Origin of the sequence: Acholeplasma hippikon, from assembly GCF_900660755.1 — a bacterium.
GTDB lineage: Bacteria > Bacillota_I > Bacilli_A > Acholeplasmatales > Acholeplasmataceae > Acholeplasma > Acholeplasma hippikon.
Genome location: NZ_LR215050.1, coordinates 1,071,653 through 1,087,397 on the forward strand (window position 1 = coordinate 1,071,653; position 15,745 = coordinate 1,087,397).

Consider the following 15,745-nt stretch of genomic DNA (forward strand, 5'->3'; position numbering starts at 1 on the left):
CTTAGTATAACTTACAATAGTTCTTATATCAAATAATGTTGTAAAGTTTTGTTTTTTGTCGAAAATTGTGGGTTATTGGGTTATATTTGCCGTTTATTTAATGATGTCTACTCTCATGTAAGGTCTTAGTGCTTCAGGAACTGTAATGGTTCCATCAGCATTTTGATAATTTTCCATAATCGCAATCATTGTTCTACCAACTGCTAAACCTGAACCATTTAATGTGTGAACAAATTCGGTCTTGCTATCTTTAGTACGTTTGAAACGAATATTTGCGCGACGAGCTTGGAAATCTCCTGCGTTTGAAATTGAACCAATTTCTCTATAAGTATTTTGTGCTGGAATCCAAACTTCAATATCATATGTCTTTTGCATACCGAATCCCATGTCACCAGTTGATAGACATACAACACGGTACGGAAGATTTAATAATTGTAATACTTTTTCTGAGTTTTTTAACATTGCTTGATGTTCAGCCTCACTATCTTCTGGTGTAGTGAACTTAATTAATTCTACTTTATTGAATTGGTGCTGACGTAAAATGCCGCGTGTATCTCTACCTGCAGAACCTGCTTCTGATCTAAATGCAGTTGTATAAGATACATAACGCATTGGTAATTCTTCTACAGGAATAATTTCATCACGATACATGTTAATTGTTGGAACTTCTGCTGTAGGGTTTAAATACCATTCGTTTTCCCCTTCTAAACGGAATGAATCTCCTTTAAATTTAGGGAATTGGCCTGTACCAAACATACTCTTTTCATTTACAACATATGGTGGCATTACTTCTGTGTATCCATGTTCATGTGCATGTAAATCCATCATGAATTGGATTAATGAACGTTCTAAACGAGCCCCCATGCCTTTATCAATAACGAAACGAGGTCCTGTAATTTTAGCAGCACGTTCAAAATCTAAGATGCCTAATTTTTCACCTAATGAAACATGATCTTGAATTGGGAAATCAAAGTTTCTAATCGTTCCCCATTTTTTAATTTCAACGTTTGCTGCTTCATCTTCACCAACTGGGACATCTAAACCTGGTAGGTTTGGCGTAATTGATAAAATTTCAAATATTTCTTTTTCAATACTAGATAATTCTTGATCTAACGCTGGAATTTGACCTTTAATGAGTTCAATTTCAGCCATTAACGGTTGAACGTTTTTACCTTCACGTTTATATTGACCAATTAATTTAGATTGTTCATTTCTCTTAGCTTGTAAGCCTTCAACTTCTTGAATTAATTGTTTTCTTTTGTCTTGTAAATCTGTGATTTTTCTTAAATATGAGAAATCACCTTTTCTTGTTGAAAGACGTTTGATAACCTCTTCCATATTTTCGGTTATGTATTTTACATCTAACATGTGTTTCTACCTCTCTTTTTTCTTTAAAAATAAAAAGTCCCTAGCCAAAAAAATTTGACTAAGGACGAATAAAATTTCCGCGGTGCCACCTTAATTCTATGATTGCTCATAGCACTTCTAAATTGATAACGGAATTACCCGGATGTGATTAGCATCTTTCCAGAGTGGATTCATTTACATCAATTATCTGTTTACACCAACCACAGACTCTCTAAAAATTAATTATAAATTACTAGTCTCTTTCATCAAGTTACATATATTATACTCTATTTTATTCAGTACGTAAAGCCACAACTGGGTCTTTTCTAGCTGCAATCTTAGATGGGATTAAACCTGCAATAAATGTTAAGAATACTGAAATAAGGATTAGGAAGGCTGCGTGCACGATATATAATTGTGCCACATTACTACTTCCAGTTTGATTTTCTAAGATGATATTAATAATTGGAACTAAGCCGTAAGTAATGACAACCCCTAATAAACCTGCAATTAATCCAATAAGAATGGATTCAGCGTTGAATACACGTGAAATGTCTTTCTTTCTTGCACCAATTGATCTTAACACACCAATTTCTTTTGTACGTTCAAGTACTGATGTATAAGTAATAATACCAATCATCACACTTGAAACCACTAATGAAATCGCAGAGAAGGCAATTAATACAGCAGATATTGCAGTCATAACATCTTTAATCATCGATACAGCTGCAGCAACATTATCTGAATATCCAATTTGTTCTTCAGGATTTAACTCATTATATTTATCTAATACATCTAAAATGTGTTCTTTACTATCAAAATTTTTTGGATAAATTAATATGCTTGTTGGCACACTCATGCCACCTAATTCATCAAGTAAATCATCTTTTGTATATTTACTCATTGGTGTTTCATAGAAGATGACCCCTTGAACCACACTTGTTTCAGAAAGTCTTTGTGCTTCAACAACTCTTGAATTAATATTCATTGATAAGACTTTAGTTTTAACTGCAGTTGAGTAGGCAATTTGTTCTGAAGTTGAAATAAATTGAGAGTTTGTTTTAAGAATACCTGTAATTTTAACAGTAACAATCTCATCATTTGTCGTATTATATAATGCTAATAAATCGTTGTTTGATTTCTTAGTAAACTGTCCACCTTCTGTTACTGGATCGTTATAGTATAAATTGTTACCAAAGATTTTAAATTCTTTTCCAATAATTTCATCAAATGGAATAACTGTTCCTTCAGGTGTATTTTCATCAATTAACCCCAAGAACTTTAATAATGAGTTTGGTACTCTATTTGTCTTATCAACGATTAATACTGCTTCATATAAATCATCTTGATATAAACTTCCACTTACAATATCAAAATATTCTTCAAAGAATGATGCTGGGAATGTACTTTGTTTAACATGATCATTTGTATCTTCAATCAATGTTCCATTTACAACATTTAAACGTTTTGGCTTAATGCCATAGTTATAGACAATTGAACCATAACCTAATGAAACAATATCTGAGTCATTTAAATAATCAATGTAGTTTTGAGTAATCGTATTTTCTTTAATAAATTCTAATTCTTTTGGTTCATACCCTTCAATACCGCCTTCGACAACATCTACTTCAGTATTTGGACCACCACTTGATAAAAAAGCATTAATATCAATAAAACTACGATTGATTTGGATTGGTAAACCTGCAAATGTACCTTGTTCCATATCATCTAAATATGCAGTGAAGCCATATTGTAAGCTTAAGACTAACGCAACCCCAATAATCCCAATAGAGCCTGCAAAAGCCGTTATAAGTGTTCTGAATTTTTTTGTTAGAAGGTTTTTAAATGATAATCTCATCGCAGTAAAGAATGACATTGATGATTTATCAAAACTTTCTTTTAAATCATTTTTTTCTTTTACTTCATACGGATTAGAATCACTTGTTACTAAACCATCTTTTAATGTCACAATACGATTTGAATATTGTTTTGCCAATTCTCCATTATGTGTAACCATAATGATTAATTTATCTTTTGAGATTTCAGTTAACAAATTCATAATATCAACTGATGTTTCAGAATCTAATGCACCGGTTGGTTCATCTGCTAAGATAATAGAAGGATTATTAACTAATGCTCTAGCAATAGATACTCTTTGTTGTTGTCCACCTGATAATTGATTTGGACGTTTATGTAAGTGTTCTTCTAATCCAACTCTTACTAAAACTTCTCTTGCGCGACGTTGGCGTTCTTCCTTAGTAACACCCGATAATGTTTGAGCTAATTCTACGTTTGATAAGACGTCTAAATGAGGAATTAAGTTGTAGTTTTGAAAAACAAACCCAATACGATGGTTTCTATACGCATCCCAATCTTTATCTTTATAATTCTTTGTAGACACATCATCAATAACTAAATCACCACTGGTGTAACGATCTAATCCACCAATGATATTTAATAAGGTTGTTTTGCCTGAACCTGATTGACCTAAAATTGATACGAATTCTTGTTTTCTAAAACTTAAATTAATGCCTTTTAAAGCACTAAATGTTTGTTCACCAACAAGATAATCTTTTTTGATATTTTTGATTTGTAACACGCTTGATCACTCTACTTCCTAGTTATATTTATTAATTCATTATAATCGTTCTTTATAAGTATACTTTTAAATTTAATAATCTTGCGACATTTTGACATAAAGGGGCCTTTTTTTATCGTAAATTGTATTAAAAAAGAGCTAAACTCATCATTTAGCTCTTATTTTTTAATTAGATTTCAAGTTTTTGTTGAACACTAACTGTTTCTTGTTCTTCAGTTTCTTCAATATCTGCTTTTAATTCTACTGATTCTACTTGTTTAGATTTTTCTAAATTTAATTGTTCTTGTGTAATTTCTACTGATTCAGTTACTTCTTCTTCAATTTCTTGATGAGGAACAACTGCAACTGTTGCAACTTTTTGGTCAGCTCTTAATGAGATAATTCTTACGCCTTGCGTTGCACGTTTAGTTTGTGAAATTTGAGCAATTGGTAATCTAATTGTAATACCTTTATCTGATGCAACAATTAAATCTTCTTGATCAGTTACAACACGTAGTGTAGCTAGTTGACCGTTCTTTTCAGTAACATTTAATGTCTTAACACCTTTACCACCACGATTTTGAACACGATATTCACTTACATTTGTACGTTTACCATATCCATTTTCTGTAATAACTAAGATTTCTTCGTTTTCATCATTTACAATTGCAACTCCCACGATTGTATCGTTTTCACCAATGTCCATACCGCGAACACCAGTTGCTGTACGTCCAATTTCTCTCGCATTGTTTTCGTTGAATCTAATTGCCTTACCGTTTGAAGCACCTAAGATGATGTCTTTTGAACCATCAGTTGATTTAACTGTTAATAATTCGTCATTTTCTCTTAAGTTTAATGCGATAATACCGTTTGTTCTAATGTTTTGATATAAAGAAATGTGTGTACGTTTAACAATACCTTTCTTCGTAACAAAGAATAGATAATGATTTTCTTCATCAAAGTTTTTAACTGTTGTAAATGAAGCTAACTTTTCACCTTCTTGGAAGTTTAAGTAGTTAACAATTGGAACACCTTTAGATTGGCGTGAACCACTTGGTAATTGATAACCTTTAATCTTAAATACTCTACCAAAGTTTGTGAAGAATAAGTGGTAATCGTGTGTTGATGTCATTGCGATATGTTCTACATAATCATCTTCGTGTAATTTAACACCTGACATACCTACACCACCACGGTTTTGAAGTTTATATTCATCTACATTTAAGCGCTTAATATAGCCATTGTTTGTAACTGTAACAATAATATCTTCAACCGGTATTAAATCTTCATTATCAATATCTAAATCTTCATACATATTAATTTCTGAAATTCTATCATCAGCATATTTGTTTCTAATTTCAGTTAATTCTTGGCGAATTACTTCACGTTTCTTTTCTTCGCTTGCTAAAATTTCATTTAACTCAGCAATTTTAACTTTTAAGTTTTCAGTTTCCTCGTAAATCTTATCAATTTCTAAAGAAGTTAATCTTTGTAGCTGCATTGTAAGAATTGATCTTGCTTGGATTTCAGTGAAATCATATGTTTCAATTAATCCTTGTTTTGCTATATCAGGGTTCTTCGCATCTCTAATGATTTGAATAACGCGATCAACATCAGATAAAGCTTTAACTAATGCATCTAAGATGTGCATTCTTGCTTCTGCTTTTTCTAAGTCAAATTGCGTACGTCTTGTAATAATTTCTAATTGATGTGTTAAATAATGAACTAATGCATCTTTGATTGATAATAATTGAGGCTTGCCGTCAACTAATGCAATCATGTTAATACCAAATGAAGTTTGAAGTTGAGTATGTTTATATAAGTTATTTAAGGTAACCATTGGGTTAACATCTTTCTTTAACTCAATAACAATTCTCATACCTTTTCTACTTGATTCATCACGTAGATCAGAAATACCTTCAATAATCTTATCTTTAACAACATCAGCAATTCTTTCGATTAAAGTTGTTTTATTTACTTGGTAAGGAATTTCAGTAATAATAATTTCCGTTCTATTCTTAGTTGTTACAAGTTCATGTTTTGCACGAACAGCAATAATTCCTTTACCTGTTTCGTATGCTTGGCGTAAACCTGTTATACCTAAGATTTGGCCTCCTGTAGGGAAATCTGGGCCTTTAATATATTTCATTAAGTCTAAAACTGTAATATCTGGATTATCCATATATGCGAATAATCCATCAATAACTTCTCCTAAATTGTGTGGAGGAATATTTGTTGCCATACCTACGGCAATACCTGTAGAACCATTCACAAGTAAGTTTGGATAACGTGATGGTAATACAGTTGGTTCTTGTTCAGAAGAGTCATAGTTATCAACAAAGTCAACTGTGTTTTTATCTAAGTCTCTAACCATTTCTCCAGCAATTTTTGATAGTCTTGCTTCAGTATAACGCATTGCGGCTGCGCCATCACCATCGACTGAACCGAAGTTACCATGTCCATCAATTAATGTGTTTCTATAGCTGAATGGTTGTGCCATACGAACCATTGCTTCATAAATTGAAGAGTCACCATGTGGGTGATATTTCCCCATAACGTCCCCGACGATTCTGGCACTCTTTTTGTGAGCTGTATTTGCATACATGTTATTTTCATGCATTGCATAAAGAATACGTCTTTGAACTGGTTTTAATCCATCTCTAACATCTGGTAATGCACGTGACACGATGACGCTCATCGCATAGTTTAAGAAGGATGTTTTCATTTCTGATGAAATGTTGATTTGTTTTACTTTGTCATAATTTTTAATATCATCACTCATGTTTAATTCCTTTCTTACGCATCAATGTCAGTAGCATACTGAGCGTTCTTTTGAATAAATTCTTTACGGGGTTCTACTTCTTCACCCATTAACATTGAGAATACTTGGTCTGCTTCAATCGCATCTTCTAATTTAATTTGTAGAAGTGTTCTTGCTGCTGGGTCCATTGTTGTTTCCCAAAGTTGTTCATAGTTCATTTCCCCAAGACCTTTATATCTTTGAATTGATGGTTTACCTTCAATTGAAGCTAAGATTGTGTTCAATTGTTCATCTGAGTAAGCATATTGAATGTTTTTACCATATGAAACCTTATATAAAGGTGGTTGAGCTGCATATACATAACCATGTTCTATTAATGGTTTGAAGTGTCTAAATAAGAATGTTAATAATAATGTTCTAATGTGCGCACCATCGACGTCGGCATCGGTCATAATAACAATTTTATGATAACGTAATTTATTGATATCAAATTCATCGCCAATTCCTGTGCCAAACGCTTGAATAAGATTCACAATTTCTTTGTTATTTAACATTTTATCGAATCTTACTTTTTCAACGTTTAAAACTTTACCACGTAATGGCATAATCGCTTGGAATTCAGAGTCACGACCTTGTTTAGCAGATCCACCCGCTGAGTCCCCTTCGACAATATAGATTTCTGATTTCTCAGGATCTTTACTTCTGCAGTCTGCTAACTTAGAAGCAAATCCTAATGCATCAAGTGGTGATTTTCTTCTTGCTAATTCTTTTGCTTTTCTAGCAGCAACACGAGCACGTGTAGCTGAGATTACTTTTTCAACAATTAATTTCGCTTGATTTGGATTTTCCAATAAGAATCTTTCTAATGCTTCTGATGTAATTTGTGATGCGATCGCTCTAACTTCAGGGTTACCTAATTTTGTTTTTGTTTGTCCTTCAAATTGAGGTTCTGGGTGTTTTACAGAGATAATAGCTGTTAAACCTTCTCTTGTATCTTCACCTGAAATTGCATCATCTTTCTTTAACTTGTTGTCATCTGCATATTTAGAAATAACACGTGTTAAAGCAAGTTTAAATCCATCTTCATGCATTCCACCTTCAGTAGTGTTAATGTTATTTGTAAATGAATAAATATTTGGAGTATATGTATCAACATATTGAAGTGCGATTTCAACAGTTACACCATCTTGTTCTTTATCAATATAAATAGCATCTTGGTGAATCTTAGATTTTGATTGATTTAAGTGTTGAATATACTCAACAATACCACCTTCATAGTGGAATTCTTCTTTCATTGGATGTTCAATACGTTTGTCTTCTAAAGTTAACTTAATACCTTTGTTTAAGAACGCAAGTTGTTGAACTCTATTTCTTAATGTTTCATAGTTATAAACTGTTGTTTCTGTAAAGATAAGAGGGTCCGCTAAGAAAGTAGTTTCTGTACCTGTTTCAGTAGTTGTTCCAATTTCTCTTAAATCGTAAGCAGGAATACCTCTTTCATATTTTTGTTCATAAATCTTGCCATCTTTGTGAATTTGTACTAAATACCAAAGTGAAAGACCATTAACAACTGAAGCACCAACACCGTGTAGACCACCTGATACTTTATATGATCCTTTATCAAATTTACCACCCGCATGTAGTGTTGTTAAAATTGTTTCAACAGCAGGTCTGCCAGTTTTAGGGTGGATATCAACAGGAATACCACGACCATTATCTCTTACTTTGATAATGTTATCTGGTAAAATTTCAATATTTACTTCATTTGCATATCCTGCTAAAGCTTCATCGATTGAGTTATCTACGATTTCCCATACTAAATGATGTAGTCCGCGTTCTCCAGTAGAACCGATATACATCCCTGGTCTTTTTCTTACGGCTTCCAAACCTTCTAAGATTTGAATATTATCGGCCGTATATTTTTTTACATCTTCCATTAGCCTATCTCCTTTGATAATACTATTCTTTGTAAATCAAAATTTTTATATAGAGGTACTGCACTTGAAATAAAGACTTGATGATTTGTTGGTAGTTTTTCTAAGAACAAATTTTGTCTTTCTATATCAAGTTCACTTAATACATCATCTAATAACAACACCGCATGCTCGTTTGTTTCTTCTTTAATCCACTGTAATAGCGCCAATTTAAGTTCAATAACGATAAGACGAGTTGTTCCTTGTGATGCGAAATCTTTTGCGTTAAAACCATTAAATACGACTTTGAAGTCATCCTTATGAATACCAACAGTTGTTTGTTCATACATGATGTCTGTTTTTTGTTTGGTTTTCATGTGTTTAGCCCACTGTTCTTTAGTTACATTGGGATCATATTCAAGTGCTACTTTGAAATTTTTATATTTTGTTTCAACTGCTTGGATTTTTTCATTAAGGTTTAAGATGAATCTTTCTCTAAAATCATAAATCTTATATCCAGTTTCTAATAATTGTTCACCAAGAATATTTAAAAATGTATAATCATTAGAATCTTTAAGCGTCTTTAGGAGTGCGTTGCGTTGTTTTAATATTTTTTTATAGTGATTCATGAGTCTTAAGTATTCTTTCGATACTTGACTGAGCTCCAAATCCATAAAATATCTTCGTTCTGAAGGCCCCCCCTTAATCAAGTTCAGGTCCTCAGGTGAAAACATCACAGCGTGCATTTTTCCTATGTAATCTGAGATTTTCTTGACTTCAGATTTATTGATGAAAGTTCTTTTTCCGTTTTCGGAAAGAATTATTTCAAATAAGTTTGCTCCATCTTTTATTTTTACTGCAGCAAACATCTTATCATATTGAATCAACTCTTTTTCTTGAGAGGTCCGATGACTTTTTGTTGTTGCAGCAAAATAAATAGATTCTAATATACTGGTTTTGCCCACGCCATTAGAACCTTCTAATAAAACAAGCGGCTTTTCTACTTTAATTTGATAGTTATTTAGATTTCTAAAATTTCTAAGTTCAATTTTTTCAATCATACCATTTTGTATTGTTTATTAGTGATAGTCACAATATCTCCTGGAAATATTTTTTTCTTTTTTTCAGTAATTTGTACATCATTTAATAACACAGTGTTGTCAAATAAAAAAAACTTTGTTTCTCCACCTGAACCTATATAGCTTAAGACTTTAAGCAACTGTGAAATTGTAATAAATTCTCCTTCAATCTTAAATACTTCCATCTTTTATACCTCAATTCTTTTATATTATATCATAATATAAGTTAAAATACTTCCTTTTTAACGCTTCTTTTGTATGAAATAAGTAAAATATTGTCTAGATATAAAATAATGAAAATGGGCGGATTTTTATTGTTTAGTAAAAAAAAGGTCATAGCAATAAGCTATAACCAATATGTTTTTTTATTAATCAATTCTTACAGGTAAGATTAGGTGAAGTAAATCTTGATCTAAATTACCTTTAATAACGAATGGACGAATTTCACCAGCAAAGTTTAATGTGATTTCTGATGAGGTAAACGCCTTTAATGCTTCATTTAAATATTTAGAAGAGAATGCAATAGAGATTAAACCGCCTTCAACATCAGCTGTTGGAATAACTTCTTCTTTAGCATCCCCGATTTCAGTATTTGTTGATGAGATTTCTACAACTTGATCAGGTCTTAAAGTTAACTTGATAATGTTGTAGTTAGATTCTCTATCTCTTGGTGATAATAAAGATACACGGTCAACTGCCGCAAGTAATTCTTCCTTGTTGAAATGAATGACCGTTGGGAATGAAGATGGAATTATCTTCTGTGTATCTGGATAAGTACCTTCTAATAGTCTTGTTTGGAACCAAATTTTGCTTAATTTGAAGAGAACTTTGTTTGGGTTGATAAATACTTCAATATCTTCGTGCGTATGGTCTAAAATCTTAGATAATTCATCTAATGATTTATTTGGCACGACAATATTGAATGATTTTAATGAAGAACGTAATTTATAGTTCTTTTGACTTAAGCGGTATGAGTCAGTTGCAACCACATATAGGTTGTTGTCAGCATACTTAAAGTTAACCCCTGTTAAGATTGGGCGCTTTTCATTATCAGCTGTAGCAAAGTTTGTCTCTTTAATAATTTGTTTAATTACTTCTGAAGAAATAACAACAGGTTCATTTAAATCTAGGAAGTCAACATCTGGATAATCTTCAACATCCATTAATTTTAATTTAAATTCAGAACGATCTGCTCTAATGACTAATAATCTTTCTTCTTGTAGGGCAATTTCAATTCTTGAAGCAGCTACTTTTCTAATAATTTCAATAAAGTATCTACCAGGGATGGCAACTTTACCAGTCTTTTGAACTGAAAGTGATTTGTCATCAATTAAAACTTGAATTGCAATATCTGAATTAGATGCTGTTAATTGAATGTAGTCTGAAAATACTTCAAATTTAATAGCATATAAAATTGGTAATGGAGTTTTAACAGGTAATCCTTTTTGGATATGTATTAGTTGATTTAAAAGTATGTCTCTATCGATTGAAAAATTCATGAGGTGTACCCCTTTTATTTATTTATATTTATAAAATTATTGTTATTAGGAACTGTGGATAAGTGGGAAACCCAAATCAACAGCCTTATATACCTTTTTATTATACCATAATTATATATTTTATTAACAACTTACTTTAGTAAAGTAGAATCTATTTTTTTAATAATTGAATCCACAGCAAACTTTAAGTTACTGTCAGTTTTCAAATCTTTCTCCACTTTCTCACAAGCACTTAAGACAGTTGAGTGGTCACGATCACTAAATAAAGATCCAATTGTTTTATATGCGATATTATACTTTGTTTTAATTAAGTACATTGCAATATGTCTAGGTAGTGCAAATTTAGCATGACGTTTTTTACCAATTAAGTCTTGTAGGGTAATTCCATAGTAATCTGCAACAACACTTTGAATTTTGTCATAGTTATTTTCATTTAATGAATCAGATTTGCGTTTAGTTTTTAAAATATTACCTAAAGCTTCATTTACTATATCCATTGTGATTTCTAAATTGAAAGTATTAGCATAGCTAATAAGTCTAATTAAAGCACCCTCCATTTCACGGACATTCGCTGTAAATTGGGATGCAATATAAGCTAAAATATCATCTGAAATTTCAACAGAATCATCAAAATTATGTAGTTTTCTTCTTAAAATAGAAATTCTATGATCTAAATCAGGAACTTCAATATCAACACTTAATCCCGCTTCAAAACGAGAAGTTAAACGAGGCATAATATTTGTTAATTGTGATGCTGGTTTATCTGATGTAATAACGATTTGTTTATTATTTAAATATAAGAAATCAAATAATTTAAAGAACTCCATTTGAGTCTTTGTAGCATTTGCCATGATTTGAATATCATCAACCAAAATAACATCAATATCTCGGTATTTTGTGTTAAATTCGTCGGTTTTGTTGTTTTTAGATAGTAAAGATACAAAATCTTCGATAAAGTTATCTGCTTTAACATAAAGAATACGTTTTGTTACATCGTTATCTAATATATAGTTACCAATTGCCTGCATGAGGTGGGTTTTACCTAATCCAACATCTCCAAAGATATAAAACGGGTTTGCTACAGCACCGGGTTGGTCAGCAACCTTCATTGCCATTCTGAATGCAAACATGTTTGACTTACCAACAACAAATGAATCAAAAGTATATGTAGAATTTAGATTATTTTGTCTGTAATCAAGAGAAATTTTGCGTTCATGGACTGGTTCTTCAACTGGTGTAATCTCTTCTTGAGAGACAAACTTAAAACGCACTGGATTATCTGAGTATTTTGAAGCTAACTCATTGATCTTTCCAATGTATAATTTGTTAATTCTATTCTTAATATATTCACTACCAACAACCATCGTAATTAAACCATTTTGATATTTGTACGTGCTTGTAATAGGCTGGAATAATTCAGCATAGATATCTTCGTTATAAAGTCTTTCTAAATCCAATAATATAGTTTGCCACAAGTTGTCGTAAGGACTCATTTTCAACTCTCCAATATTTTTTCTCTAAGGTTACTAATATCATAGCACACGTACGTAAAAGTTACATAAAAAGTTTTCCACATTTTTTGTGGATAAATTAAGTTCTCCACACACCAATAATGCAACTAATGTGGATAAAAAAGTAAAGATTTACAGCCTCATAAAGCCAAGAAAATTAGTTATAAAGTTTTCCACACTGGGGAAAAAGATGTCGAAAGTTTTCCACAATGTGTTTATAAAAAAACTGTGGGTTTCTTTTCTAAAATAATAATATTTCTTTATTTAAAAAATATATTTGACAATTTGATTTCATTTCTATATAATAACTAAGGCAAGGTTTCATAAGAAAGGTGGTTTTCGATTATGAAAAGAACATATCAACCAAGTAAAATTAAACATCAAAGAACTCATGGTTTCAGAGCTCGTATGGCAACTGCTAACGGACGTAAAGTTTTAGCAAGAAGAAGAGCTAAAGGCCGTCACGTCTTAACAGTTTAATTATTTACAAAATTAATAATCAATTAAAAATACCAGGACTACTCGAATAATTGACATATCTCAATTGTTTTTTCGTAGTCCTTTATTTTTAAATGTATAAGGTGAAAAATGAAAAGAGTATACTCACTCAAGAATCAAGAAACAATAGATTTAATATTTAAAGAAAAACGTTCTGTTGGAAATTCTTATTTCGCAGTATATACTAAAGATCATGACTTATCACATTTTAAGTATGCAATCTCAATTGGAAGAAAGTATGGCAATGCAGTAGAACGAAACCTGGCTAAAAGACGCATTCGACACATACTATCCAATTATAAAGATATTATGAAAAATATGTCTTTCGTGATTGTAGTCAAACCAAGCTCACAAGAGTTATCTTTTGTGGATATCAAGAAAAAACTTGAAGGCTTACTTATCAAATCTAAATTAATAGAAAAAGAGGATGTATCAAATGCGTAAAATTTTAGCATTAATTACAGTGTTAGTCTTTGGTTTGGTGATCGTTGCTTGTGCTCCTAAAGTTGAGAAAACAAGCTCATTTATCTCGCCTAATAAAATTGTTTATGGTGTAGATGAATTAAACGGAACAAAACCAAATGTAAAAGAAGGCGACTTCGACTACTATTACATTTACAGCAACAAGACTGTTGCTAAACAAACTGTTTCTATCAATGATGTGAAAGTTGAATTAGTATCTAATAATATTTATACGATTACATACGATAATGCATCATATAAAGTATATGCTTACGATGAAACAGCAACAAATAAAGATACTGTAGTATTAGCTACGTTATCAGCAACTTACGGCATTACAGATGAAGATGTTAAAGCGAATAACGTTAAAAACTTATTCTTTACAGTAATCGCTAATAAAGTTGATTTAGACGGAATCTCAATTATTTCTGCAACTTATGGTGCTGAAAACAACGATGAAATAACTGCTCAAGCAGCAAAAGACGTTGTAATTTACCCAGAAAACTATGATGAAAATGTATATAAAACATCATCAGAAAATAACTTAGTTTTCCCACTAGAAGATTTAGTAAATGAATCAATTACAATTAAAAACTTAACTTACAAACCAGCAGATAATCAATTACCAATCAACTTTAAAATGAAAAATAGTTGGTTAGGATACGTTTGGGATTATGTATTAATTATCCCAATTGCATTCATTATGAGTTTATTTGCAGGTATCTTTGGTAACAGTTTTGCAGTAGGAATTTTATTCGCAACTATCATTGTTCGTACAATTGCATGGCCAATCTATGCTCGTGCAAATGATATGTCAATGAAAATGGCTCTAGCACAACCAGATTTAAATAGACTACAAGCTAAATATGCTACAAAAAAAGACCCTGCTTCTCAACAAAAGATGCAAATGGAAATGATGGCGATCTATAAAAAACATAAAATTTCTATGTTAGGATGCTTGACCCCATTAATGCAAATGCCAATCTTCTTAGCTATGTTCCAAGTTGTTTATAGAATTTCAGTACCTGGTGGTGCATTTGTTGATAAGATTTCTAACAAAACATTATTATTCGGAACAATCGACTTAACAATCGGTGGATGGAATGATGTATGGAGCTATATCTTAGCTGCAATCGTTGGGGTAACAATGTATTTACTACAAAGATTATCAACTAAGAAACCATCTTATGCTAAAAATACAGGTTCACAAGTTAAGACTGAACAACAATTACAACAAGAACAAACAATGAAGACTGTTTCTATTGTAATGGTTGGTATGATGGTGTTAACTACAATCACTTCAGTAAATGCCTTAGGGTTCTACTGGGTAGTAGGTAATATTTACTCAATTTTCCAATCAATTATCAATAGAAAACTATCAGAAAAGAAATATCAAAAAACTAAAGCAACTCAATCAATTGTATAAAGGGGGAGCGCAAGATGTTTAAAAAAGTAGAAATTGAAGCAAAAACTCAACAAGAAGCACTTAAAAAGGCAACTGAATTATTAAAAATTTCAGCAAACAAGATCTCTTTAGAAATCATTAAAGAGAAAAAAGGTTTTCTAGGTGTTGGTGCATCTACTACTTACGTGGCTAGCCCTAAAGTTGATTTAGTTACTGAAGGAAAACAATATCTTGAATCAATTATTCGTGCATTAGGTATTGAAACAAGAATGGAAATTAGATCAGTTAGTCCAACTGAATTCTACTACCGTGTTCAATCAAACGAAAACGCGTTATTAATTGGTAAAGATGGTAAGACACTATTATCTTTCCAAACTTTATTACGTAACTATTTAGCTTCATTTACAAGTGAACCAATTTTAGTTACATTAGATATTGGAAACTACCACGAAAATAGAAAGAAACAATTAGAAATTTTAGCAACTAAGACTGCAAAAGAAGTTGCTAGAACACGAATTGCTGTTAAACTTGATCCAATGAATGCTTTCGATAGACGTATTATTCATGCTAAATTAGCTGAGTGGAGAGATGTTGAAACTGAGTCTGAAGGTGAAGGCGAAGATAGAGCAATCATCATTCGTGCAAAAAAGAATTAATACATTGGTACATAGTTAATCTATGTACCTTTTTTT

12 protein-coding genes and 1 other annotated feature are annotated in these 15,745 nt (G+C 31.5%); of the genes, 4 read left to right on the forward strand and 8 right to left on the reverse strand.

All coding sequences use genetic code 11. The annotated features are described in order from the left end of the window. Nucleotides 1–93: 93 nt before the first annotated feature. From serS to dnaA, 8 genes are all read right to left on the reverse strand, one after another. Nucleotides 94–1,368, reverse strand: coding sequence for a serine--tRNA ligase (gene serS, locus EXC59_RS05315; protein ID WP_035369873.1), 1,275 nt, complete (start codon nucleotides 1,366–1,368; stop codon nucleotides 94–96). Between the two features lie 57 nt (nucleotides 1,369–1,425). Beyond that, nucleotides 1,426–1,623, reverse strand: a binding site (T-box leader). Between the two features lie 16 nt (nucleotides 1,624–1,639). Further along, nucleotides 1,640–3,946 (reverse strand): ABC transporter ATP-binding protein/permease, encoded by a 2,307-nt coding sequence (locus EXC59_RS05320; RefSeq protein ID WP_035369871.1) that lies wholly within the window; start codon nucleotides 3,944–3,946, stop codon nucleotides 1,640–1,642. Nucleotides 3,947–4,115: 169 nt separating this feature from the next. Next, on the reverse strand, nucleotides 4,116–6,707 hold the full coding sequence (gene gyrA / locus EXC59_RS05325) for a DNA gyrase subunit A (protein ID WP_035369869.1): 2,592 nt from the start codon (nucleotides 6,705–6,707) through the stop codon (nucleotides 4,116–4,118). Between the two features lie 14 nt (nucleotides 6,708–6,721). Beyond that, nucleotides 6,722–8,623: a DNA topoisomerase (ATP-hydrolyzing) subunit B gene (gene gyrB / locus EXC59_RS05330; protein ID WP_035369867.1), complete on the reverse strand. Its 1,902-nt coding sequence runs from the start codon at nucleotides 8,621–8,623 to the stop codon at nucleotides 6,722–6,724. After that, complete coding sequence (recF, locus tag EXC59_RS05335) at nucleotides 8,623–9,660, reverse strand: DNA replication/repair protein RecF (RefSeq protein ID WP_084145257.1); 1,038 nt, start codon at nucleotides 9,658–9,660, stop codon at nucleotides 8,623–8,625. Before recF ends, gyrB begins: the two co-directional genes overlap by 1 nt. Continuing rightward, the gene (locus EXC59_RS05340; protein WP_162164066.1) at nucleotides 9,657–9,863 is read right to left on the reverse strand and encodes an RNA-binding S4 domain-containing protein; all 207 of its coding nucleotides are present in this window, start codon (nucleotides 9,861–9,863) and stop codon (nucleotides 9,657–9,659) included. The genes recF and EXC59_RS05340 overlap by 4 nt, the downstream gene beginning before the upstream one ends. Before the next feature lie 183 nt (nucleotides 9,864–10,046). After that, a complete protein-coding gene (gene dnaN / locus EXC59_RS05345) occupies nucleotides 10,047–11,177 on the reverse strand; it encodes a DNA polymerase III subunit beta (protein ID WP_035369865.1) in 1,131 nt (376 codons plus the stop codon). Between the two features lie 131 nt (nucleotides 11,178–11,308). After that, nucleotides 11,309–12,670: a chromosomal replication initiator protein DnaA gene (dnaA, locus tag EXC59_RS05350; protein WP_035369863.1), complete on the reverse strand. Its 1,362-nt coding sequence runs from the start codon at nucleotides 12,668–12,670 to the stop codon at nucleotides 11,309–11,311. Between the two features lie 363 nt (nucleotides 12,671–13,033). Here dnaA and rpmH point away from each other — a divergent pair, with 363 nt between their 5' ends. From rpmH to jag, 4 genes are all read left to right on the forward strand, one after another. Continuing rightward, nucleotides 13,034–13,168, forward strand: a complete 135-nt coding sequence (gene rpmH, locus EXC59_RS05355; RefSeq protein ID WP_035369861.1) for a 50S ribosomal protein L34 — start codon at nucleotides 13,034–13,036, stop codon at nucleotides 13,166–13,168. A 108-nt stretch (nucleotides 13,169–13,276) separates the two neighbouring features. Then, the gene (gene rnpA / locus EXC59_RS05360) at nucleotides 13,277–13,630 is read left to right on the forward strand and encodes a ribonuclease P protein component (protein WP_035369859.1); all 354 of its coding nucleotides are present in this window, start codon (nucleotides 13,277–13,279) and stop codon (nucleotides 13,628–13,630) included. After that, nucleotides 13,623–15,074 (forward strand): YidC/Oxa1 family membrane protein insertase, encoded by a 1,452-nt coding sequence (locus EXC59_RS05365; protein WP_051659064.1) that lies wholly within the window; start codon nucleotides 13,623–13,625, stop codon nucleotides 15,072–15,074. Before rnpA ends, EXC59_RS05365 begins: the two co-directional genes overlap by 8 nt. A gap of 14 nt (nucleotides 15,075–15,088) precedes the next feature. Beyond that, entirely contained in the window at nucleotides 15,089–15,709 is a 621-nt protein-coding gene (gene jag / locus EXC59_RS05370; RefSeq protein WP_051659063.1) for an RNA-binding cell elongation regulator Jag/EloR, read from the forward strand. The last annotated feature ends 36 nt before the right edge of the window (nucleotides 15,710–15,745 follow it).